19 protein-coding genes and 1 pseudogene are annotated in these 19,977 nt (G+C 64.2%); 3 read left to right on the forward strand and 17 right to left on the reverse strand.

What is annotated here, in order from left to right:
* Window positions 1-9: 9 nt before the first annotated feature.
* Together AC07VY_RS24255 and AC07VY_RS24260 are read right to left on the reverse strand one after the other, a co-directional pair.
* A complete protein-coding gene (locus AC07VY_RS24255; RefSeq protein ID WP_495099745.1) occupies window positions 10-1,929 on the reverse strand; it encodes an alpha-amylase family glycosyl hydrolase in 1,920 nt (639 codons plus the stop codon).
* 172 nt (window positions 1,930-2,101) lie between these two features.
* On the reverse strand, window positions 2,102-2,530 hold the full coding sequence (locus AC07VY_RS24260) for an Hsp20/alpha crystallin family protein (protein ID WP_495099746.1): 429 nt from the start codon (window positions 2,528-2,530) through the stop codon (window positions 2,102-2,104).
* Between the two features lie 210 nt (window positions 2,531-2,740).
* On the opposite strand from AC07VY_RS24260, the gene AC07VY_RS24265 reads away from it, so the two are divergent.
* Both AC07VY_RS24265 and AC07VY_RS24270 read left to right on the forward strand, forming a co-directional pair.
* Window positions 2,741-3,706, forward strand: a complete 966-nt coding sequence (locus AC07VY_RS24265) for an AraC family transcriptional regulator (protein ID WP_495099747.1) — start codon at window positions 2,741-2,743, stop codon at window positions 3,704-3,706.
* Between the two features lie 109 nt (window positions 3,707-3,815).
* Complete coding sequence (locus AC07VY_RS24270; RefSeq protein WP_495099748.1) at window positions 3,816-5,132, forward strand: Nramp family divalent metal transporter; 1,317 nt, start codon at window positions 3,816-3,818, stop codon at window positions 5,130-5,132.
* Window positions 5,133-5,206: 74 nt separating this feature from the next.
* On the opposite strand, the gene AC07VY_RS24275 is transcribed toward AC07VY_RS24270, so the two are convergent.
* The 13 genes and pseudogenes from AC07VY_RS24275 to AC07VY_RS24335 form a co-directional block, all read right to left on the reverse strand.
* Entirely contained in the window at window positions 5,207-6,016 is an 810-nt protein-coding gene (locus tag AC07VY_RS24275) for an oxidoreductase (protein ID WP_495099749.1), read from the reverse strand.
* A gap of 33 nt (window positions 6,017-6,049) precedes the next feature.
* On the reverse strand, window positions 6,050-6,838 hold the full coding sequence (locus tag AC07VY_RS24280; protein WP_495099750.1) for an SDR family NAD(P)-dependent oxidoreductase: 789 nt from the start codon (window positions 6,836-6,838) through the stop codon (window positions 6,050-6,052).
* A 51-nt stretch (window positions 6,839-6,889) separates the two neighbouring features.
* Window positions 6,890-7,984: pseudogene (locus AC07VY_RS24285) on the reverse strand (alkene reductase).
* Between the two features lie 77 nt (window positions 7,985-8,061).
* A complete protein-coding gene (locus tag AC07VY_RS24290; RefSeq protein ID WP_495099751.1) occupies window positions 8,062-9,030 on the reverse strand; it encodes an alpha/beta fold hydrolase in 969 nt (322 codons plus the stop codon).
* A gap of 147 nt (window positions 9,031-9,177) precedes the next feature.
* The gene (locus AC07VY_RS24295; protein WP_495099752.1) at window positions 9,178-9,882 is read right to left on the reverse strand and encodes an SDR family oxidoreductase; all 705 of its coding nucleotides are present in this window, start codon (window positions 9,880-9,882) and stop codon (window positions 9,178-9,180) included.
* Window positions 9,883-9,906: 24 nt separating this feature from the next.
* Window positions 9,907-10,914 (reverse strand): NADP-dependent oxidoreductase, encoded by a 1,008-nt coding sequence (locus tag AC07VY_RS24300; protein ID WP_495099753.1) that lies wholly within the window; start codon window positions 10,912-10,914, stop codon window positions 9,907-9,909.
* Between the two features lie 92 nt (window positions 10,915-11,006).
* Window positions 11,007-11,381, reverse strand: a complete 375-nt coding sequence (locus AC07VY_RS24305; RefSeq protein WP_495099754.1) for a hypothetical protein — start codon at window positions 11,379-11,381, stop codon at window positions 11,007-11,009.
* 83 nt (window positions 11,382-11,464) lie between these two features.
* On the reverse strand, window positions 11,465-12,064 hold the full coding sequence (locus AC07VY_RS24310; RefSeq protein WP_495099755.1) for a TetR/AcrR family transcriptional regulator: 600 nt from the start codon (window positions 12,062-12,064) through the stop codon (window positions 11,465-11,467).
* A 141-nt stretch (window positions 12,065-12,205) separates the two neighbouring features.
* Window positions 12,206-13,168 carry a threo-3-hydroxy-L-aspartate ammonia-lyase gene (locus AC07VY_RS24315; protein WP_495099756.1) on the reverse strand — a complete coding sequence of 321 codons (963 nt, stop codon included), beginning with the start codon at window positions 13,166-13,168 and terminating at the stop codon, window positions 12,206-12,208.
* A gap of 22 nt (window positions 13,169-13,190) precedes the next feature.
* The gene (locus AC07VY_RS24320) at window positions 13,191-14,168 is read right to left on the reverse strand and encodes an ornithine cyclodeaminase family protein (protein WP_495099757.1); all 978 of its coding nucleotides are present in this window, start codon (window positions 14,166-14,168) and stop codon (window positions 13,191-13,193) included.
* Window positions 14,169-14,184: 16 nt separating this feature from the next.
* Complete coding sequence (locus AC07VY_RS24325) at window positions 14,185-14,814, reverse strand: helix-turn-helix transcriptional regulator (protein ID WP_495099758.1); 630 nt, start codon at window positions 14,812-14,814, stop codon at window positions 14,185-14,187.
* Between the two features lie 134 nt (window positions 14,815-14,948).
* Entirely contained in the window at window positions 14,949-16,340 is a 1,392-nt protein-coding gene (locus AC07VY_RS24330) for a YXWGXW repeat-containing protein (RefSeq protein ID WP_495099759.1), read from the reverse strand.
* Between the two features lie 174 nt (window positions 16,341-16,514).
* A complete protein-coding gene (locus tag AC07VY_RS24335) occupies window positions 16,515-17,600 on the reverse strand; it encodes an MBL fold metallo-hydrolase (RefSeq protein ID WP_495099760.1) in 1,086 nt (361 codons plus the stop codon).
* A 76-nt stretch (window positions 17,601-17,676) separates the two neighbouring features.
* Here AC07VY_RS24335 and AC07VY_RS24340 point away from each other — a divergent pair, with 76 nt between their 5' ends.
* A complete protein-coding gene (locus tag AC07VY_RS24340; RefSeq protein ID WP_495099761.1) occupies window positions 17,677-18,306 on the forward strand; it encodes a TetR/AcrR family transcriptional regulator in 630 nt (209 codons plus the stop codon).
* 102 nt (window positions 18,307-18,408) lie between these two features.
* On the opposite strand, the gene AC07VY_RS24345 is transcribed toward AC07VY_RS24340, so the two are convergent.
* Window positions 18,409-18,867 carry a hypothetical protein gene (locus tag AC07VY_RS24345; protein WP_495099762.1) on the reverse strand — a complete coding sequence of 153 codons (459 nt, stop codon included), beginning with the start codon at window positions 18,865-18,867 and terminating at the stop codon, window positions 18,409-18,411.
* 143 nt (window positions 18,868-19,010) lie between these two features.
* Window positions 19,011-19,925, reverse strand: coding sequence for a LysR family transcriptional regulator (locus tag AC07VY_RS24350; protein WP_495099763.1), 915 nt, complete (start codon window positions 19,923-19,925; stop codon window positions 19,011-19,013).
* Window positions 19,926-19,977 lie beyond the last annotated feature (52 nt).

A 19,977-nucleotide genomic window follows, 5' to 3' on the forward strand; every position in this document is an offset into this window, starting at 1 on the left:
GCTGAATTTCTAGACCTGTCCGGCCCCGCCACAGGCCAGCCACAGCACCTCATACGCTGCCAGCGTCACGCCGCCCTGCAGGGCCAGGGTTTTGCCGCTCAGCACATCCACCGCCGTATCCGGCTGGGCCGAGAACACCCGCGCCGGGCAGTGCTGTGCTTGTTCGCTGAAGTTGGCCAGTACCAGCACATGCGTCCCCGGCGCGCCGCGCATATAGCCCAGCACACTGGGGTTACCGGCGCGAAAGCCGGTGAGTTGGCCGCCGGCGAATACCTCCAAAGACTGGCGTACTTCCACCATGCGGCGCAGGCCCTGGTAGATCTGGCCGGGCACACTGTTCTTGGTGGTCCGCTGCGCATACAGACTGGCGACGCGGGCTGGGCGGTGCACCCAGCGGCTGTCGCCGACCTTGGCCGGGTCGCTCAGATAGCTGGGGTCGTTCGGCGTGCCTACCTCATCGCCCAGGTAGATCAGCGGTATGCCTCCGGTACTCAGGGCCACGCTGTGCAGCAGCAGGATGCGCGCTGGCGCCAGCGGATCGCCTTGCTCGATGCCAGCCAGTGAGGCGCAGGTGCCGCTGATGCGGCAGTCGCCGGTCGCAGGGTTGTCCTGGAACGGCACGCCGCGGGCGAAGCTACCCTCGAAGCGGTTCACGTAAAAGCGGTTCAGAAACTGCCGGTGTGCAAAGCCGTGGATGCCCAGCTGGATCGCGTCCTCGTCGGCGAATGTCCAGCCTATGTCGTCGTGGCTGCGCACATAGTTGACCCAGCTGGTGTCCGGGTCCAGGTTGTGGCGCTGCTCCAGCGCCTGTTGCAGCAAATTCACCTCGCGCGTGGCCAGGCTGTTCCACAGCAAGGCCATCTGCAGCGGGTTGTACGACAGCTGGCATTCCTGCGGCGAGATGTACTTCACCACGTCGTCCGGGTGCACGATGGCCTCGCTCTTGAACAGCATGCTGGGCGCGGCGATCCGTACCAGCGCGCTGAAGGCGCGGATCACCGTGTGTGCTTCCGGCAGGTTCTCGCACACCGTGCCGAGTCGCTTCCACACAAAGGCCACCGCGTCCATACGCAGGATCTCGGTGCCCAGGTTGGCGATGGCCAGCATCTCGCCGGCCATGGCGGTGAAGACGGCGGGGTTGCTGTAATTCAGGTCCCACTGAAAGCTGTTGAAGGTGGTCCAGACCCAGCGGCCGTCGGCCAGCTGCGAGAACGCGCCCGGGTGCTGGTCGGGGAAGATCTCGCGCACGGTTTGGTCATACGCATCGGGCAGCGTGCGGTCGGGGAACAGGTAGTAGAAGTCGGTGTACTTGGGGTCGCCGGCCACGCAGGCGCGGGCCCAGTCGTGCTCATCTGAGGTGTGGTTGAAGATGAAGTCCAGCACCAGGCTGATGCCCTCGGCGCGCAGCGCGGCGGCCAGGGCCTGCAGGTCGGCCATGGTGCCCAGGGCCGGGTTCACCTCGCGGTAGCTGCTGACCGCGTAGCCGCCGTCGCTGTTGCCGTCCGGGCATTTGAACAGCGGCATCAGGTGCAGATAGGTCAGGCCCAGTTCCTTGAAGTATGGGATCTGCTTCAGCAGCCCTTTCAGATTGCCCGCATACAGGTCCACGTAGCACACGCCGCCCAGCATCTTCTGCGACTGGAACCAGCGCGGGTTTTTCTCGCGCTGCAGGTCCAGCGCCTGCAGATCGGCCGGGCGCACCAACCAGGCGTCGAAGCCCACGGCTAGCAAGTCGACCAGGAAGTCCAGAAAGTCGGGCCGCACGCCATACAGCGGCGCCAGCTCGGCCACCAGGGTGGGGAAGTGCGCGTCCAGCCGGGTGGCAAAGGTCTTCCAGGCCTTGCGCGCGGCCTTGGCTTCCGGGCGTGCGGCCAGCTGGGCCGTGACGTGTTGCTGGGCGAGCTGGGTTTGGTGGGCGAGGGACAGCATGGGCGGCGTATTCCGGTGGTCAGAATCAGGTTTTCAAAGCGCTTTGAATGTAGCAAAGATTGAAACCTGCTTGTGCCTCCAAGCACACAGGGGAAACACCGAGGTGGCCCGCCCCAGGAATACACAGGCAGGTCTCAGAATTCCTTCCAAGAGCTGCCTGTGCACGCGCCCATCAGTCGATGGCCAGACGCTGCGAGCTGGTGGCCGCTTTCTTGGGCAGGGTCAGGGTCAGCATGCCGTTGTCGTACTTGGCTTTGGCCTGGCCCGGGTCTACCTCTTGCGGCAGCTGGAAGCTGCGCGCCACCGCGCCGTAGTAGCGTTCGCTGCGCAGCAGTTTTTCGCCGTGGGCTTCACGGTCCTCCTGCTTTACCTCGGCGCGCAGCGTGACCGTGCTGCCTTCCAGGGACACCTGGATGTCCTCCTTGCGCACGCCGGGCACTTCGGCGTTGACGGTATAGGCGCCGTCGGTCTCGTGCACGTCCAGCTTGATCTGGGCGGGCGAGGGCAACGGGTCGCCATGCAGGGGACGGACGTACAAACTGGGCACCACGTCGCGAAAGAATTCATCGAACAAGCTGCCGCGGTTAACCAATGCATTCATGGGATTGCTCCTTTCTTACTGGTGGTGGCGACACCCCTGTGGTGGCGCCATACTTCTCAAATATTGGCCGTTGGCGTAGTTTCAAGAGCTGTTTGCGCAATCGCAGATGTGACTTTTTGTTGAACCAAGCGCTATAAAGAAAACAGGTCGCTGGCGCACATGTTGCGTGCGTCTGCAGCTAGCAATTCAATAGCGCTACACTGCGCCACCATGTCCTTGCCCCTTTCGCCGCGCAGCCATGTTGCCGAGTACACCCAGCGCATGAACCGGGTGCTGGACCACATCGACCGGCACCTCGATACCCCGCTGGACCTGGCGGGCCTGGCCGATATTGCGCACTTCTCCGCCTTCCATTTCCACCGCGTGTTTGCCGCCTGGATGGGCGAGACCCTGGGCGACTACCTGCGCCGGCGCCGACTGGAGGTGGGTGCGCTGCAACTGGCCCGCCTGCCGCAGGCACCGGTGCTGCAGATTGCGCTGGCCGTGGGCTTTGGCTCGGGCGAGGCCTTTGCGCGGGCCTTCAAGCTGCGCTTTGGCTGCACGCCCAGCGCCTGGCGCGCGGCCACACCGCAACGCTGGGCGGACGAGTTGGCCCATGTGCGCCGCCAGCAAGACCGCAATCTGGATCAGGCCCAGCGCAAGCCGGATCAGGCGGCCCACCGTGTTTCTGGGAACCATCAAGGTCTCAACAACCTGGAGCCTCTCATGCACGTCAGCATCGCCACCCTGCCCCCTACCCGTATTGCCTATATGCGCCACATTGGCCCTTACGGCGCCACTATCAGCCGCTTCTGGGCCGAGCAGTTCATGCCCTGGCGTAGCGCCCAGGGGCTGGATGGCGCGGCCTGCTACGGCATAGGCCGCGACGACCCCCACGTCACCCCGCCGGCCCAGTGCCGTTACGACGCCTGCGTGCAGGTGCCCGACGACTTTGTAGGCCGCAGCCCGGTCAGCGTGGCGGAACTGCCCGGTGGGCGCTACGCGTTGGGCGAGTTCCGTGGTACAGGCGTACAGATCGGCCTGGCCTGGAGCGAGATGCTGCGCGACTGGCTGCCCGCCAGCGGCATGCAGGCCGACGCGCGGCCGTTCTTCGAGTACTACCCTGTCGGCAGCTATCACGACCCCGCGACGGGCGTGTTCTCCTGCCAGATCTGCCTGCCCGTGCGGGCCTTGTAAGCTTTAAAGAAAATAAGGCTCTAGCGCAGGTAGGATCTGCGCAGACAGCTATCACAAGCATAGCAATTTCGCATCATACTTTGCTGCCCACCACCCTATACTGGGTCGCATGTTTTCACTGCCCCGCACCGCCACCGCTCCCTTTTGTCCGTCGGAAGTCAAAGGCTCGGTGGGCGACGCCATGGGGCTGCCCCTGCACAAAAAGCTGCTGCGTTACGCCGGGCCCGGGCTGCTGGTGTCGGTGGGCTATATGGACCCCGGCAACTGGGCGACGGACATTGAATCCGGCTCCCGCTTTGGCTACGGACTGCTGTTCGTGGTGCTGCTGGCCAGCCTGGCGGCCATGCTGCTGCAAACCCTGTGCGTGCGCCTGGGCCTGGTGACGCAAAAAGACCTGGCGCGCCTGTGCCGCGAGCAGTATTGGCCAGGTGTGAACCGCTTCCTGTGGCTGGGCGCCGAGCTGGCCATCGTGGCCCGCGACCTGGCCGAAGTGCTGGGCAGCGCGCTGGCCTTGCATCTGCTGTTCGGCGTGTCGGTGCCGGTGGGCATTGGCATCACCGCGTTGGACACCGTGCTGGTGCTGGGCTTGCAGGGCGCGGGCTTCAGGCGCGTGGAGGCCATTGTGCTGGGCCTGGTGCTGACCATCGCCGGCTGCTTCATGGTCGAGCTGGCCATGGCCCAGCCCAATTGGCTGGGCGTGGCCATCGGTTTTGTGCCCAGCCTGGAGCGGCTGCAGCAACCCGGCGCGCTGTACCTGGCGATTGGCATCGTCGGCGCCACGGTGATGCCGCACAACCTGTACCTGCACACCAGCATCGTGCAGACGCGCCGGGTCCATGCCTCCGAGGCGGGCCTGCGCGATGCGTTGCGCTTCACCACGCTGGACACCCTGGTGTCCCTGTCATTGGCCTTGCTGGTCAACGCCGCCATCATGGTGCTGGCGGCCAGCGCCTTCAACAGCAACGGCCACCGCAGCGTGACCGACATTGCCGATGCCTACCATCTGATCGAACCGGTGGTGGGCAGCGCCCTGGCCGCCAGCCTGTTTGCGATCGCCTTGCTGGCCTCGGGCCAAAGCTCCACTTTCACCGGCACCATCGCTGGCCAGATCGTGATGGAGGGCTTTCTGGACCTGAAGATACCGTGCTGGCAGCGCCGCCTGTTGACGCGGGTGCTGGCCCTGGTGCCGGCCTTCATCGGCGTCTGGTGGCTGGGCGAGGACGCCATCGGCAAGATGCTGGTGCTCAGCCAGGTGGTGCTGAGCTTCCAGCTGCCCTTTGCCATGTGGCCGCTGATCCGCTTCACCAGCAGCCGCGCGCTGATGGGCCGCCACGCCAATGGACCATTGCTGAAGCTGCTGGCCTGGGCCTTGTTTGCCATCATCAGCGCGGCCAATGTGTGGCTGGTGGTGCAGGTGCTGGCGTAAGACATGTTCAAAGAAGAGCCCGCACATGGCGGGCTCCAGCCTTTGCCCGCAACGCCTGTGCGTGCAGGGGGCCACTAGGCCAAGCCGAACTGCTTGTGCAGCACCTTATCGAACAGGGAGCGTGGCAGAAAACGCCGGGCAAATGCACCCTGCCGAGCAGACTTGCCAGAGGGGTAGCGCAGGTGCGGAGTTTGATCGCGCGCCGCGAGGACGATGGTTTCGGCCACGCTTTCAGCGGTATCTGCTATGGCCATGGCGCGCTCAAACGCGACAAGATACTTTGCGCGGCTTGCGTTGTAGGCGGCGAGCGGCGTATCGGCGAGGACCGTGCTGGCTTCAAAGGATGTCCGGGTGGCACCGGGTTCTATGACTGCGACACGCACGCCAAACTCGCGTACCTCATGGTCCAGCGCCTCGGAATAGCCCTCCAGCGCATGTTTGGTCGCCGAGTAATGGGCGCTGTACGGTGCAGGAATAAAGCCCAGCCCGGAGCCCACATTGAGGATGCGCCCACGTCTCTGTCCACGCATGATGGGCAGGACCGCATTGGTCACTCGGACGACGCCGTGGTAGTTGGTTTCGAACAGAGCGTGGACTTGCGCGATCGAGCATTCTTCGGCAGCGCCCGTGATCCCGGAACCGGCATTGTTGACCAGCACATCAATCTGCCCTTCCAGCCTTTGCAACTCGCTGACGGCAGCTGCGACAGAGGCGTCGTCGGTGACGTCAAGCGCCAGCATCGGAAAAGGCCGCTGACCCGATTGAGCTCCGCGTCGGCTGGTGCCGTAGACCGTGTAGCCTGCTGCCAACAGCTTGATGGCCGTGGCTTCACCGATGCCTGATGAGGCGCCCGTCACGAGCGCCACAGTTTTATCTTTTTTCATAAAAGTCCTGTTGTAGCCTTATTCCCGTTGGGCCTACGAGGCAACCTGGTAACGCTCCGCCGCATGTGCCTGACGGATGTCCGCCAGTAGTGCTTGCCGTGCGGCGTCCAGGGCATCCCAGCGTGCGGCGTCCTGCAGTGGCGGGATCGTCACCGGCTCTCGGCGATCGAAGCCAATCAGTGCGGCATCAACCAACTCGCCCACTTCCATCACCTCGGGCAGGGTATTCACGTCGATGCCTGCACGCCCCCAGATTTCCGTGCGGGTTGCCGCCGGCAGTACGGCCTGGATATACACCCCCTTGGGCAGGAGTTCCAGACTCAGTCCTTGCGACAGGAATAACACGAAGGCTTTGGTGGCACCGTAAACCGACATGCCGAATTCCGGCGCCAGTCCCACCACGGAGCCGATATTGACGATTGCGCCATTGCCGGCCTGCGCAAGCCGCGGCGCGATGGCGCTGGCGAGTCGAACCAGTGCGGTGGTGTTGAGCGCGACGATGCGGCCAACGTCGTCGGTCGCCTGGTCGATAAAGCTGCCGGACTGGGTGGCCCCGGCATTGTTGATGAGGATGCCGATCCGGGCGTCATCGCGCAAACGTGCTTCAACCGTGGCCAGGTCGGCGGTCTGTATGAGGTCGGCCTGCAGGATATCGACGGTGACGCCATGCGCCTGGCGCAGGCGGGTTGCGAGCGTATCCAGACGTGCTTTGTCGCGGGCAACCAGTACGAGGTTGTGGCCGCGTTGTGCAAAGCGCTCGGCATAGGTGGCGCCGATGCCGGAAGAGGCGCCGGTGATAAGGACGGTGGAAGGGGTGGTCATGTGTTTACTCTCTGGGTTGGGTGAATCTATGTGGAGGTGCAGGCGGCCTCGTCAGTCCTTGCGGGTACCTGCGTTGGCAAGGCTTGGGTAATCGGTATAGCCCTTGGGGCCTGGCGTGTAGAACGTCTCCATGTCTACGGCGTTCAGCGCTGCATTGGCCTGCATACGTTGCACCAGATCGGGGTTGGCGATGAACGGGCGGGCGAAGGCGATGAGATCTGCCTGGCCTGCCTGGAGTGCCACCTCCGCTCCGGCAAGATCGAAACCACCGGCTAGGATGAACAAGCCCCGAAACGCAGCACGAAGACGCGATTTCAACTCAGCCGGCACCGGCGGTGCACCGAGCGCCGAGTGGTCTAGCACATGGAGGTACAGCAGGCCCAACTTCGAGAGTTCCTGGGTCAGTTCCAGGTACTGGGTTTCCAACTCAGGGTAGGCACCCATGTTGTTGAACACGCCGTAGGGCGATAACCGGATGCCGACGCGGTCGGCACCGATGGCGGCCACCGTGGCGCGGGCTACTTCCAGTGCAAAGCGATTGCGGTGGGCGATGCTGCCGCCATAGGCGTCGCTGCGCTGGTTCACATTCGCGTTCAGGAACTGCTCGATCAGATAGCCATTTGCTGCATGCAGTTAGATCCCGTCGAATCCCGCTTCGATAGCGAGTCGGGCAGACTGGGCGTACTCCTCCACGGTGTGGGCAATGTCGGCTTCGGTCATCGCCCGGGGCATGCTGTGTGGCAGCATGCCCTGCGCGTCTGTGTATATCTCGCCAGGGCACACGTCTGCCGTCGACCCGAGTACACCCGCGCCCGCTGGCAGATTGGCAGTCTGGCTCACGCGGCCGGTATGCATGAGTTGTACGAAGATCTTGCCACCCTTGGCATGGACCGTATCGGTGATTGCTTTCCATCCGCGCACCTGGGCATCATTGAAGAGCCCAGGTATGCGTGCGTAGCCCAGTCCGTTGGGAGAGGGCGAGGTGCCCTCGGTGATGATCAGGCCAGCCGTGGCACGCTGACCGTAGTACTCTGCCATCAAGGCATTCGGTGTATTGGCATCGACGGCGCGGTTGCGCGTCATGGGAGCCATGACGGTGCGGTTGGCGAGTTGAAGCGAAGCAGCAATGAGAGGTTCGAAAAGCATGGTGGTCCTTTGATCTTGGAAGCAGTGAAGCGGGGGTGAATGGTTGGGCTTGGCCGCGACAAGCCAGGCCCAGTTCGCTAGCGCACGAGGAAGTCGAGCGCCTTGGGTACAAAGTCGGCGTTGTGTTGAAACACTCCGCCATGACCGGCATCGGGATAGATGACGAGGGTGCTGTTCGGCAGGCGCCGCGCCAGGTCGTGCGAATTGGGTGTCGGGACCATCCGGTCCTCGTCACCGTTGACGACGAGAACCGGTTGCTTGATCACGGAGAGGTCCACGGGCTTCTTTTGGCCCCATGCGCTCAATGCCTGCAACTGCGCTACATAAGCACCGACGGCGATCTCTTTGTCACGCCCCTGTGAACGCTCCTTCAAGCGCTCGAGGAACGCCTTGCCAGCCTCAATGCCATGGGGTGTGCGGGTGAAGAACAAGTACTGCTTCGGGTCTTGGCCCGTGAACGTTGCGCGGAGCAGGTCGTAGTTTGCGACGCCAGCGACCGTGCTGATACCTTCACCACCGGCGGGCCCCGTCCCGGCCAGAATCATCTTGCGAACGAGTTGTGGATCCTTAAGCACAATTTCCTGGGAAATCATTCCACCCATGGAAAAGCCAAAGAGGTCCACTTGTGTGAAGCCCATCCCTTTGATGAAGGTGATGGCATCGTCCGCCATTTGCTCCATCGAATTTGCGGGCGAGCCGGTGGACGCGCCGACGCCACGGTTGTCGAACACGACCACGTGGTGTTTTGCAGCCAGGCCATCCACGACCCGTGGGTCCCAGTTGTCCAGTACCGCGGCCAGGTGGTTCAGAAGCACCACCGGCGTCCCGCCATTGTGCTGTCCGAGTTCGCGGTAGGCGAAGTCCACGCCTCCAGCGGAGAGCGTTTTCGTTGGCACCTGGGCCCAGGTGATTCCCGCCGCTTGCGACGCTGCCGTTTGGCGGGTCTGGGCTGGGTCAGGCTGGCTGTCACCCGCTGTCGCCGCCTGTGAGGCGAGCGGTACGATCAATGCGACGGTCAGGGCGATTGCTTTTAATGGATTGCGCATTGGCGGATGTTCCAGGTTGAAGTCTGCTTGACAGGGGCGGCTGTGTTGGCAGCCACGCCATGTCGTTTTGAGCACGAGGTCTGCGCCCCTTGGGGGGCGATAAGGGTCATTCGGGAATGGATCGTTGACGGAGGGATTGAATCGATCTCACGCGCTCTGTGGCAGGTAGCTGGGCCTGGCTGCCGTCATCCCCTGCTTGACCTGCTGGGTGAGTTCGTCGGCCAGTACCTCGTCGAGGCCCGATTCGAGTCCGTCCAGCGCGCGCTGAACGATTGCCTCCGGGCTGGATTTCGGCACATCGAACCCGCGCGTAAGGTCGGTATCAACGTAGGCCATGTGCAGGCCCAGCACCTGGGTCTTCTGCACCGCAAGTTCGTTGCGCAGTGCATTGGTGAGTGACCAGGCTGCAGACTTGCTGGCCGAGTAGGCAGCCAAGTCGCCACCGTTGACCCAGGAGGCAACGGACAAGACGTTGAGCAAGGCACCGCCGCCATTGGCCTTGAGGATGGGCGCGAAGGCCTTGCTCATGCGCAAGACGGCGAAGAAGTTGGTCTCGAAGATGCGCCGTGCGACGTCTTCGCTATCGGCGTCAAGAAAACCTCCGGGTTGGGCAATACCTGCGTTGTTGATCACCAGCGTGACGTCCGATGCCAGCGCTGCGGCGGCGGCCACATCTTGCAAATTATTGACGTCGAGCCGCAGGGCTTGAACACCGGGCTGGGTCACGGTGGAGGGGTCACGCGCGGCCGCATAGACCTTGCGGGCGCCTCGGGCCAGCAGTTCACGTGCAAATGCCAGGCCGATGCCGCGATTGGCACCCGTGACGAGGACAACAGAATTCTCGATCTTCATAGCAAGCTCCAAAAATGAGGGAAATCAGACAGACTTGACCTTGACGACGACCTTGCCTTTGGCGCGGCCTGCTGCGACGTAGGCCAGGGCCTCGTTGGTTTGTGCGAACGGGAACACCTTGTCGACCACGGGGCGGATGACGCCCGCATCGATGAGCTGGCTAATCTGCCGCAGCTGGCTGCCGTTCGCCTTCATGAAGAGGAACGAGTAGTCCACGCCCCGGCTCTTGGCCCTGCGGCGTATGCCCGCGCTCAGCATGCGCATGACCAGCCGCACGAACCCGGGGGCGCTGATCTCTTGGCCGAATGCCGGGTCCGGTGGCCCGGAGATGGAGATGAGTTTGCCGCCGGCCTTGAGCACGCGCAGGGACTTTTCCAGCGTCTTACCGTCCTGGCTGTTCAGCACCACGTCGTAGTCTTTCAAGACATCTTCGAAATCCTGTGTCTTGTAGTCCACGACCACGTCTGCGCCGAGGCTCTTCACCAGTGCGACATTGCCCGCGCTGGTTGTCGTGGCGACGGTGGCGCCCAGATGCTTCGCCAACTGGATGGCGAACGTGCCGACCCCGCCGGAGCCGGCCTGGATGAAGACCTTCTGCCCCTTCTTCAGCTGGGCCCTTTCGACCAGAGCCTGCCATACCGTCAAAGCCACCAGGGGAATGGAGGCGGCTTCCTCCATGGTGAGGTTCTTGGGTTTGAGCGCCAGAGATGCTTCCTTGACCGGGACAAACTCGGCGAATGTGCCGATCCGGAAATCATCCGGCCGCGCATAGACCTCGTCGCCCGGCTTGAACTGCCGCACGCGCGGGCCGACCTTGACAACCACCCCGGCCACATCGTGGCCCAGGATCAGGGGCAGCTTATAGGGCAGGATGAGCTTGAACTCACCGTCGCGGATCTTCGAGTCGATCAGATTCACGCCGGCGGCATGTACCTGCACCAGGACCTCGTCGTCGCGCAGCGTTGGCTCGGGCATGTCTGCGGCCCGCAATGTGCGCTGTTTGCTGTATCTCTCAAGAATGAATGCTTTCATGGTTTTCCTTGTTGCTGGTGAATCCAGCGGGGTAAACGGTCCTGTCAGCCTGCGCTGCAAGGTGTGTTCTTTGTTCGGTGATGGGTGGTGAATTACCTGGTACGGGCGGCATGTAGAAGCGCTACAGCGAGTACGGTGTCGATGGCGACCGCCGCCAGGATGTCGGGCCGCGCATGGTTGTTGACAAGCTCCGCGGTGCCCAGCGCTGCAAGCAGCAGACAGGTGACGAATGCACCCCTCAGCATGGCCGTGCGGGCTGGCGACGGCGCGGCATTGCGTGCCAGCAAGAACATGACACCCAAGCCCGCATACAGAGCCGCCGACCTACGTCCCACCAGATTTGCCTGGTTGGCAAGATCAACGCCCCAGCTGGATGGCAGCACGTCCGGCGCGAGTATCCAGGTCAGTGCCAGGGTGAGGAATATGGCTGCGGACACCATCGCTACGCCGCGAAAACTGGTTTTCATGCTGTGTATCCTTCAGGTCGTGATTTACGTATGATGATCGTCATATTTTTAGGCGTGCGAAAAGCCAGCGTGTTCCAGCGGCTTCAGGCAGGGAGCAGGTGTTTCAATGCGGCCGCGCACAGGTTGTCGGACAGCGCGGGTTCGTCCACCGCACGGGCCAACAGCAGGGTGCCAACCATGGTGGCGATGGTCACCAGCGCACGCTCGTGCGCAGCGGGCTGTCCCCAGTCGGGCGACTGGCGGGCGGCCAGATCGACCATGGCCTTGACGTGCCGGGTAGTCACCCGGCGGACTTCGGGGGCCTGGCGTGGCGTCTCCGAGCCCAGTGCGGCCAGCGGGCAGCCCAGCTCGATTTGCTGTAGGTGCTCTGGGGACAGATAGGCGTGCAGCATGGACGCCAAGGCCTGCTCGGGCGGCACATTGGAGACGACGTTGCTTGCTATAGCGGCGGATTCCGCACAGGCCCGATCTGCGGCTTCGGCCAGCATGGCTTCGCGCGAGGGGAAATGGGCGTAGAAGGCGCCATGGGTCAGGCCCGCCTCCTTCATGATGTCGGCGACACCGGTGCCGTCATAGCCGCTACGGCGGATGGCCCGCGCGGCGGCGGACACGATGCGCTCGTGAGAGGCTTCCTTGGCCGCTGATCTGACGTTGTGTTTCGAATTTCGCATGATGCATATCATACAATATTTCAGAAAACACGTGGTGTGAAGTATTTGGCAACGCCGAAAGTTCTATATGGCGTCAGCACATCATGGGGCGAAAGGGGCTGCGGCTCGGCCATTGGCCGTTGACGCCGCTGTCTGTTGCTGTGTCTTGAGTGCCTACCCCGCCATCAGTGCGGCGAAGCGGTCCAGGTCCACGTTGCCGCCGCTGATGATGATGCCCACGCGCTGGCCCTGCAGCTGGGTCTTCAGTTTGCGTGCGGCGGCAAAGCCCAGGCAGCCGGTGGGTTCGACCACCAGCTTCATGCGCTCGGCGAAGAAGCGCATGCCGGCCACCAGCTCGGCATCGCTGACGGTGTGGATGTCGTCCACATCGCGGCGGATCAGCGGGAAGGTGTAGTTGCCCAGGTGCTGCGTCTGTGCGCCGTCGGCAATGGTTTTAGGTGTGTCTATGTGCACGATGCTGCCACTGTGAAACGACTGCTGGCCGTCGTTGCCGGCTTCGGGCTCCACGCCATAGACCTTGCATTGCGGCGCCAGTGCACGCGCCGTCAGGGCCGAGCCCGACAGCAGGCCGCCGCCGCCCAGGCAGACAAATAGCGCGTCTAGCGGGCCGGTCTCTTCGAACAATTCCAGCGCCGCCGTGCCTTGGCCGGCAATCACGTCTGGGTGGTCGTAGGGCGGTATCAGGGTCAGGCCGTGCTGCTCGGCAAGCTGGCGGCCGATCTGTTCGCGGTCTTCGGTGTAGCGGTCATATAGCACCACCTTGCCACCGTAGCCCTTGGTGGCGGCGACCTTGGCGGCGGGTGCGTCCTGCGGCATCACGATGGTGGCCGGCATGCCCAGCAGCTGGGCGGACAAGGCAATCGCCTGTGCGTGGTTGCCGGACGAGAACGCCACCACGCCGGCGCGGCGCTGTTGCGCGTCGAACTTCGACAGCGCATTGAAGGCGCCACGGAACTTGAAGGCGCCCATGCGCTGCAGGTTTTCGCATTTGAAAAACAGTTGTGCGCCCAGCTCGGCATCGGCCGTGCGCGAGCGCAGCACGGGTGTGCGGTGGGCATGGCCGGCCAGGCGTTGGGCGGCGGCGGAGACATCGACAAAGGTAGGAAGGTTTTGCATGGTCTGTGAGGCAGGTGAAGGCTTACCAGGGCCAGTGGATGCGTGTGCCGGCCTGCGTGGCCGTGGCGCGCTGCTGCAGCAGTTGGGCCACGGTCAGGTCCTGCAGGGCGATGCCGGTGGAATCGAAGACGGTGATGTCGCCGGGCTGGCGCGTGAACTGCGCCTGGCCGGTTAACAGGTCGCCAATCTCGGTGCAGGGTGTGGCGGGCGCCCACTGCAGTTCGCCCAGGGTGCTGGCCTGGGCCTGGTCATCCACAAACAGGCGTGCGCGCGGCAGCAGGCCGTCTGGCAGCTCGCGCTTGCCACGGGTGTCGCTGCCTATGCAACTGAAGTGGGTGCCGGGCTGCACCGCCGCCAGGTCGAACAATGCGCCGCCGCCGGTGGTGGCGGTGATGACCACGTCGCTGGCGGCCACTGCGGCGTTCACGTCGCGCGCGTGAACCAGGTCGCAGCGCGTGCGGTAGCGGGCTTCGAAGGCGGCATTGCGCTCGCCGTTCGATGTGGCGTAGCGCACCTGCTGCAGCTGGGGCAGGAGCAGCAGGGCATAGTCCAGCTGGATGCGGCCCTGCACACCCGTGCCGAACAGGCACAAGCTTTGGCTGTCGGGCCGAGCCAGCAGCTGCAGACCCATGCCACCGGCTGCACCGGTGCGCAGGGTGGTCACGGCGTTGCCGTCTACCAGGCACAGCGGGCGGCCGGTGGCGGGGTCGATCATCAGAATGGTCGCCTGGTGCAGCTCGCTGGCCAGCGCACGGTTGCCGGGCCAGAAGCCGGCAGCCTTGAAGCCCAGCACGTTCTGCGCGGCGATGTCGCCAGACTTGATGCCGAACACGCCGCCGGTGTGCAGGCGCTCGCGCACCAGGGGGAACACGCGGCCCTCGCGCCGGCTGTGCAGCGCAAAGGCTTGGTGCACCGCGTCCAGCACCGGCGCCAACTCCAGCAGAGCCCCTACTTGGTGGCTGTCCAGCAGCAGCAATTCGGTGGTTTTGGTGGCGGCCATGGTGGCTATGGCGGGCTTATTTGGCATAGCTGTACACGGTGGCACGCGACACGCCCAGGTGCAGCGCCACGGTCTCCATGGCGCGGCGGATGTCCATGTAGCCGGCGTCTTTCAGCTCGCGCAGTAGCGAGCGGCGCTCTTCGGCTTTCAGCGCGCGCGGCGTGGTGGACAGGCGGGCGGCGAACGCGTCGATACGGCTGCGGATGGCGTCGGCGCCGGCCGGGTCCAGTGACTCCTTGGGCGCCTTGGTGGCGTCCACGCTGCCGAACTGGCCCAGCACATGCTGCACGCTGCGGATCTGCGTCAGGTCCACATTCATGCACAGCGCGGCGATGTATTGGCCGCTGCTGTCCTTGATGCCGATGGAGGTGCTCTTGGCCTGGCGGCCATCGGCAAACTGGTTGGCGTAGTTGCTGATGACTTGCGGGTAGCCGGGGTCGGCAATGCGGGCCAGCCCGAGTTCGGTGGTCGGGTCGCCCACCTGACGGCCGGACAGGTTGTTGTGGATCGCCAGGATGGAGTGGCTGGGCGTGCGCAGGTCGTGCAGCACCACCTCGCAAAACGGCGCAAAGGTGGCGGCCAGGCCCTGGGCCACCTGCTGCATCTGGGCCAGCAGGTGCTGCTGCTCGGGCGTGGATTTTGTCATCTGGATAGTTTATCCAGAATTAGACAAATTGCAAAGATGCTGGTTCGTGAAGCCATTTTGGCTGCCAGCGCAGGTTTTATCTGCACTGGCAGCTATCTAATGCATAGCATTTGCCTGAGCGGACGCTGCAGGCCTCATGGCTTGGCTTCGCCTTCTTCCAGCTTTTTCTTCTCTTTTTCCTTGGCGGCGCGGGCTTTTTCATCTACGCCGTGCTTCTGGCCTTCGGCGCGGCGGGCGGCTTCCTGGGCTGCTCTTTCCTGCTGCGCCTTTTGCATTTGCTGTTGTTGCATCTGCATCTGGTGTTGTTGCTCCATCTGCATTTGCATCTGATGCTTTTGTTGCTGTTCCATCTGCATCTGGCGCTGCTCTGCTTGCTGTTGCTGCTGGGCACGCGCCTTCTCCTGCGCGGCCTCGGCCTGCGGGGGCGGAGGGGGAGGAGGTGGCGGTGCCACGGGCTTCATGGCTTCTGCCGGTCTGGGCATTTCCATGGGGCGCCGCTCGGCTTCATTGGGTCGTGCCGCGCTGGCCGGGGGCTGGGCGGCTGGCATGGGCAGGAAGTGTTGCGGCGGCGTGGCTTCGACGTTCGGCAGGTTGGTGGCGGCACGGGCCGGCGCCGGCTGGCCGGGCGGGTGTTCTGCCGCGGCGGCTGGTGGCGGGGGCTTGGCGGCGGGTGGCGGCGCCGGCATGCGGACCACGGGGGCCTGGGCGGCGGCCAGGTGGGCCAGGGCCGGCACGTGGGATTCGAAGGCCTGGCCGTTGGCGGTAGCGCCGGGCGGGGCCACGATGGTCACGTTCGTGATGTTGGTGACATTGGTGATGCGCTGCGCGTTATTGACCGTGTTGTTCACCGTGTTGTTGTTGACGGTATTCGTGGTGTTGTTGCTGTTCACCTGGCTCTGGATGTGCATGCCCACATGCGTCACGGGCGGTGCGCCCACCACCACGGCCGGCGGCGTACCTATCGGGGCCGGGATGATCAGGCCCAGGCGCGAGCCGGGGGGCGCGGGCACGAACACGCCGGACGGCCCCTGCGGCCGCGGTCCGCCGATGTTGATGGCTACGTTCAGGCTCAGTGTGGGGGGCGGCGGTACAAACACCGCGCCGGGCGGCGCCCAGTGGCCGGTGATGAAGACCACCACGCCGTCGCGGTTCTCGTAGTAGGGGTGGACCCAGTGGTATTCGGGCTGCGGCGGCGGTGCCCAGCGCCCGGTGGCCCAGACCCAGCGGTCCTGCCAGGCCCAGTAGCCGCCGATCCAGACCGCGCCGGCAAACGGCATGGGCGGTGGCGGCTCGACCAGCATGGGCGGCGGTGCCGAGGCGATCACCACGGGCGCGGGCTGGTACAGGGGCGGCTCCACATAGACGCTGACCACCGGCGCGGCAGGGGCGGGGGCTGGCGCATAGGCCACGGGTGGCGGTGGGGGGCTGACGTAGACCCGTTGCGGCGGGGCTTGCACCACGCAGCCAGCCACCGCGAGGGTGGCCAGGGCGAGTACGGTGGGGCGGAGCAGTTGGGGTCGTTGCATTGCTGGTGGTCAGAAGTGGACTTGCTCTTCCAACGTGCCGCAGCGCCGCCAGGCCGACTGCTTTGCGCCCTGTTCACCAGGACTTTACCTCTGTGAGTTTGTGTGAGAACGTATAAGAAATAGGCCTCTGGCGCAGGATTTACCTGCGCCAGTAGCTATCAAAATAAGAGTACTTCACGCGCCCGCTGTACGCCACCAGTGGGTGGACGGCGCGGGTGCCTGCAGGTCTAGCCGCTCGCCCATGCGCGGGGCTACCACCGGCACCTGGGCGGCGGCGGCCAGTGCGCTGATGCGCTCGAACGGCTCGGTCCAGACATGCAGCGCCAGGTCGAAAGTGCCGTTGTGGATGGGCATCAGGTGCCGGCCTTGCACGTCGATGTGGGCCTGCAGGCTTTCTTCGGGCTGCATATGCACGTCGGGCCATTCATCGCCGTAGGCACCGGTTTCGATCATGGTCAGGTCAAACGGGCCAAAGCGCTCGCCGATCTTCTTGAAGCCGTCGAAGTAGCCGGTGTCGCCGCTGAAGAACACGCGGGTATCGGCCGTCATCAGCACCCAGGATGCCCACAGCGTGCTGCTGCCGTCCGACAGACCACGGCCCGAGTAATGCTGGGCCGGCGTGGCCACCAGGCGCATGCCGCCCACTTTTGTGCCCTGCCACCAGTCGAGCTGCTGCACCTTGGCCGCCGGCACGCCCCAGGCGATCAGTCGGTCGCCCACGCCCAGCGGCGTGATGAAGTGCGCCACCTTGGGCGCCAGTTGCAGGATGGCCGTGCGGTCCAGGTGGTCGTAGTGGTCGTGCGACAGGATCACGCCGGTGATCGGCGGCAGGTCGGCAATGCCCATGGGCGGTGCGTGGAAGCGCTTGGGGCCGATGAACTGCAGCGGCGAGGCACGTTCGGCAAACACCGGGTCGGTCAGCCAGAACTTGCCGTCCATCTTCAGCAGCATGGTCGAATGGCCGAAGCGCCACAGGCTTTTGTCCGGCGCGGCCAGCAGCTCGGCCTGGGTCAGTGCCTGCACCGGTAGCGGCTGGGCGGGGGAGGCCAGTGCGGGCTTGTCCACCATGAAGCGCCACAGCAGGGTCAGCGCTTTCCAGGTGCCGATAGCGTGGCGTGGCACCGGGTTGCGGAATTTGCCGTTGCTGAATTGCGGCGACGCGGTGTAGGCGGGGGAGGGCTGGGCGGGCGGGCAGAGGGTGTAGGCCATGGCGATCAAGCAGATAAGGGCAATACCAATCCAGGAAGAACGGAGCTTCATGGGTCGACGTGAAAAGTACACTGCACAGTGTAGTGCAATTGATAAAAAAGTAAACTACACAGTGTAAAATTTGTATATGTTGTCTGAACCGTCCTCACCCACCCTGCTCACGCACCGCAAGCGCGAGGCCATACTGCAGGCCGCCATCAGCGAATTCCGCGCCCATGGTTTTGCCGGCACCAGCATGGACCGCGTGGCCGCCGTGGCCGAGGTGTCCAAGCGCACGGTCTACAACCATTTCCCGAGCAAGGACGAGCTGTTCGCCGCCATCCTCACCCAGCTGTGGCAGCGCGCCCAGGGCCTGCTGGCCGTGGCCTACAACCCGCAGAAGGCGCTGCGCACGCAGCTGCTGGACTGCCTGGAGCAGAAGATGCGCCTGCTCAACGACAGCAGCTTTCTGGACCTGTCGCGGGTCGCCATCGCCGAAATGATGCAGTCGCCCCAGCGCGCCCAGGCCATGGTGGCCCGCCTGGCCGAGAAGGAAGAAGGCCTGGTCACCTGGATACGCGCCGCCCAGCTCGACCAGCGGCTGCGCGCCGACGTAGACCCGCAGTACGCCGCCGACCAGCTGCAAGGCATGGTCAAGTCCTTCGCCTTCTGGCCCCAACTGGCCCTGGGTCAACCCCCGCTGGAAGCCGCGCAGCAGCAGCGTGTGCTGGCGGATTGCGTGGATATGTTTTTGGGGTTTTACGCGGCCGGGGCGTAGGCTGCGTTTTCTCGGATGTATTAAGGAACCAAGGGCCCTCTAAAGCCTGCGCGTCCGGCGTATTCACACAGCTGTGGCCTGAAGCGGCCTGTCGCGAGGGAGCTACCGCTTCTCGTAAATGTCTATCAAAGAATACATGCGCTGTAACTCGTCATGGGCGCCTGGACGCCCTTCGAGTAGATCTACCTCGTGGCGTATGCGATAGAACTCGGCCTCAGTCCGAATTTTCCCGCGCTCAAGCACCTTTTGCAGGCGCTGCTGTTCGGTGGTTAAAAACTCGGGATAGGCCAGCAACGTTGCGTCGTGCCATGCTTTGGAAACTGTGGCCCGCCACTCTTGAGCGACACGCTGAATTGACTCCGGCGTTTCGCGCCATCCTTGTTCTAGGCCTGCCGCGACCTGTGACGGGGTCGGTTTCGGGGTCCCCTGACGCGCCCCTGAAACGAACTCTCGCACACCCAAGCACATACGAGACAGCGCCTTTGACTCGTCATTTGGAATAGTGGCGATTGCTTGGCCAAATTTCTCGTATGCGTCGCACAATTTTTCGATTTTCGACATGGTTTTGTGGTCCGTTTATCGCTTACTAGGTGCGCACGGCATCGGTGAATTGCATGGTCGGCCTTTGGGTGGATAAGTTTGCGAGATTAGCGGGGTTCCGCGCTGGGCCCACCTGTGCCCTTCCCTAATTTGCGGTATGTCGGCTAGACCACCCGCTCCAGGCCTTGCAGCAGATCGGCGCGCACGATCTCGGAAAAGCGGCGCAGCTTGGCCGGGTAGAACTGGGCGTAGGGGTATAGCAAATACATGGGCAGCGGGGCCGCGTGCCAGTCCGGTAGCAGGTGCAGCAGCCGGCCGGCTTTGACGTCGTCGGCCACCGCCCAGGCAGATGCCACGCAGACGCCCAGGCCCATCAGCGCGGCGTTGCGCATGGCAAACAGGCTGTCGGTGCTGATGCGCGGCTGCAGCGGCAGGCGCAGTTGCTCGCCGCTGCTGTGCTGCAGCGTGATGTCGTTGCGGTAGAAGGTGCGCAGGGCCAGCCAGGGCAGGGCGGCCAGGTCGGATGCGTGGCGAGGCAGTGGGTCATTGCCCAGTACCGAGGGCGCGGCCACCACGATGCGTGGGATCTCGGCCATCTTCACCGCCACTACGGCCGGGTCTTCCACCGTGCCGACATGGATGGCGCAGTCAATGCCGTCGGAGATGAAGTTGGGCGTGCCGTCGTGCAGCAGCCACTCCACCGCCACGCGCGGGTACTGGCGCAGGTACTGGGCCAGCGGCGCGATCAGCTGCCGCTGGCCAAAGGCGTGCGGCGCCATCACGCGCAGCGTGCCCTCGGGCAGGTCGTGGCTGCCGCGCAGGTCGGACTCGAAGGCCTCCCAGCGGCCCAGCAGCTCCTTGGCGCGGTCAAAGCAGCGTGCGCCGTCTTCGGTCAGTTGCATGGCGTGGGTGGAGCGCTGCAGCAGCTTGATGCCCAGCGAACGCTCCAGCGTCTGCAGCCGGCGGCTCACCGTGGGCTGGGTGGCTCCCATTTGCGCGGCGGCGGCAGACAGGCTGCCGGCCTCCACGATGCGCACAAAGGTTTGCATCAATTCAATCCGATCGGGGGCTGTCTTCATACGTAGAGCGTATAACAATTCTGCCCAGCATGGGCGTTCCCAGAGGCAGTGC

The sequence above is a fragment of the Rhodoferax sp. GW821-FHT02C08 genome, assembly GCF_059421805.1.

Coding starts and splice junctions, on each gene's coding strand:
- AC07VY_RS24255 (WP_495099745.1), bottom strand. CDS start 1,929: ATGCTGTCCCTCGCCCACCAAACCCAGCTCGCCCAGCAACACGTCACG.
- AC07VY_RS24260 (WP_495099746.1), bottom strand. CDS start 2,530: ATGAATGCATTGGTTAACCGCGGCAGCTTGTTCGATGAATTCTTTCGC.
- AC07VY_RS24265 (WP_495099747.1), top strand. CDS start 2,741: ATGTCCTTGCCCCTTTCGCCGCGCAGCCATGTTGCCGAGTACACCCAG.
- AC07VY_RS24270 (WP_495099748.1), top strand. CDS start 3,816: ATGTTTTCACTGCCCCGCACCGCCACCGCTCCCTTTTGTCCGTCGGAA.
- AC07VY_RS24275 (WP_495099749.1), bottom strand. CDS start 6,016: ATGAAAAAAGATAAAACTGTGGCGCTCGTGACGGGCGCCTCATCAGGC.
- AC07VY_RS24280 (WP_495099750.1), bottom strand. CDS start 6,838: ATGACCACCCCTTCCACCGTCCTTATCACCGGCGCCTCTTCCGGCATC.
- AC07VY_RS24290 (WP_495099751.1), bottom strand. CDS start 9,030: ATGCGCAATCCATTAAAAGCAATCGCCCTGACCGTCGCATTGATCGTA.
- AC07VY_RS24295 (WP_495099752.1), bottom strand. CDS start 9,882: ATGAAGATCGAGAATTCTGTTGTCCTCGTCACGGGTGCCAATCGCGGC.
- AC07VY_RS24300 (WP_495099753.1), bottom strand. CDS start 10,914: ATGAAAGCATTCATTCTTGAGAGATACAGCAAACAGCGCACATTGCGG.
- AC07VY_RS24305 (WP_495099754.1), bottom strand. CDS start 11,381: ATGAAAACCAGTTTTCGCGGCGTAGCGATGGTGTCCGCAGCCATATTC.
- AC07VY_RS24310 (WP_495099755.1), bottom strand. CDS start 12,064: ATGATATGCATCATGCGAAATTCGAAACACAACGTCAGATCAGCGGCC.
- AC07VY_RS24315 (WP_495099756.1), bottom strand. CDS start 13,168: ATGCAAAACCTTCCTACCTTTGTCGATGTCTCCGCCGCCGCCCAACGC.
- AC07VY_RS24320 (WP_495099757.1), bottom strand. CDS start 14,168: ATGGCCGCCACCAAAACCACCGAATTGCTGCTGCTGGACAGCCACCAA.
- AC07VY_RS24325 (WP_495099758.1), bottom strand. CDS start 14,814: ATGACAAAATCCACGCCCGAGCAGCAGCACCTGCTGGCCCAGATGCAG.
- AC07VY_RS24330 (WP_495099759.1), bottom strand. CDS start 16,340: ATGCAACGACCCCAACTGCTCCGCCCCACCGTACTCGCCCTGGCCACC.
- AC07VY_RS24335 (WP_495099760.1), bottom strand. CDS start 17,600: ATGAAGCTCCGTTCTTCCTGGATTGGTATTGCCCTTATCTGCTTGATC.
- AC07VY_RS24340 (WP_495099761.1), top strand. CDS start 17,677: ATGTTGTCTGAACCGTCCTCACCCACCCTGCTCACGCACCGCAAGCGC.
- AC07VY_RS24345 (WP_495099762.1), bottom strand. CDS start 18,867: ATGTCGAAAATCGAAAAATTGTGCGACGCATACGAGAAATTTGGCCAA.
- AC07VY_RS24350 (WP_495099763.1), bottom strand. CDS start 19,925: ATGAAGACAGCCCCCGATCGGATTGAATTGATGCAAACCTTTGTGCGC.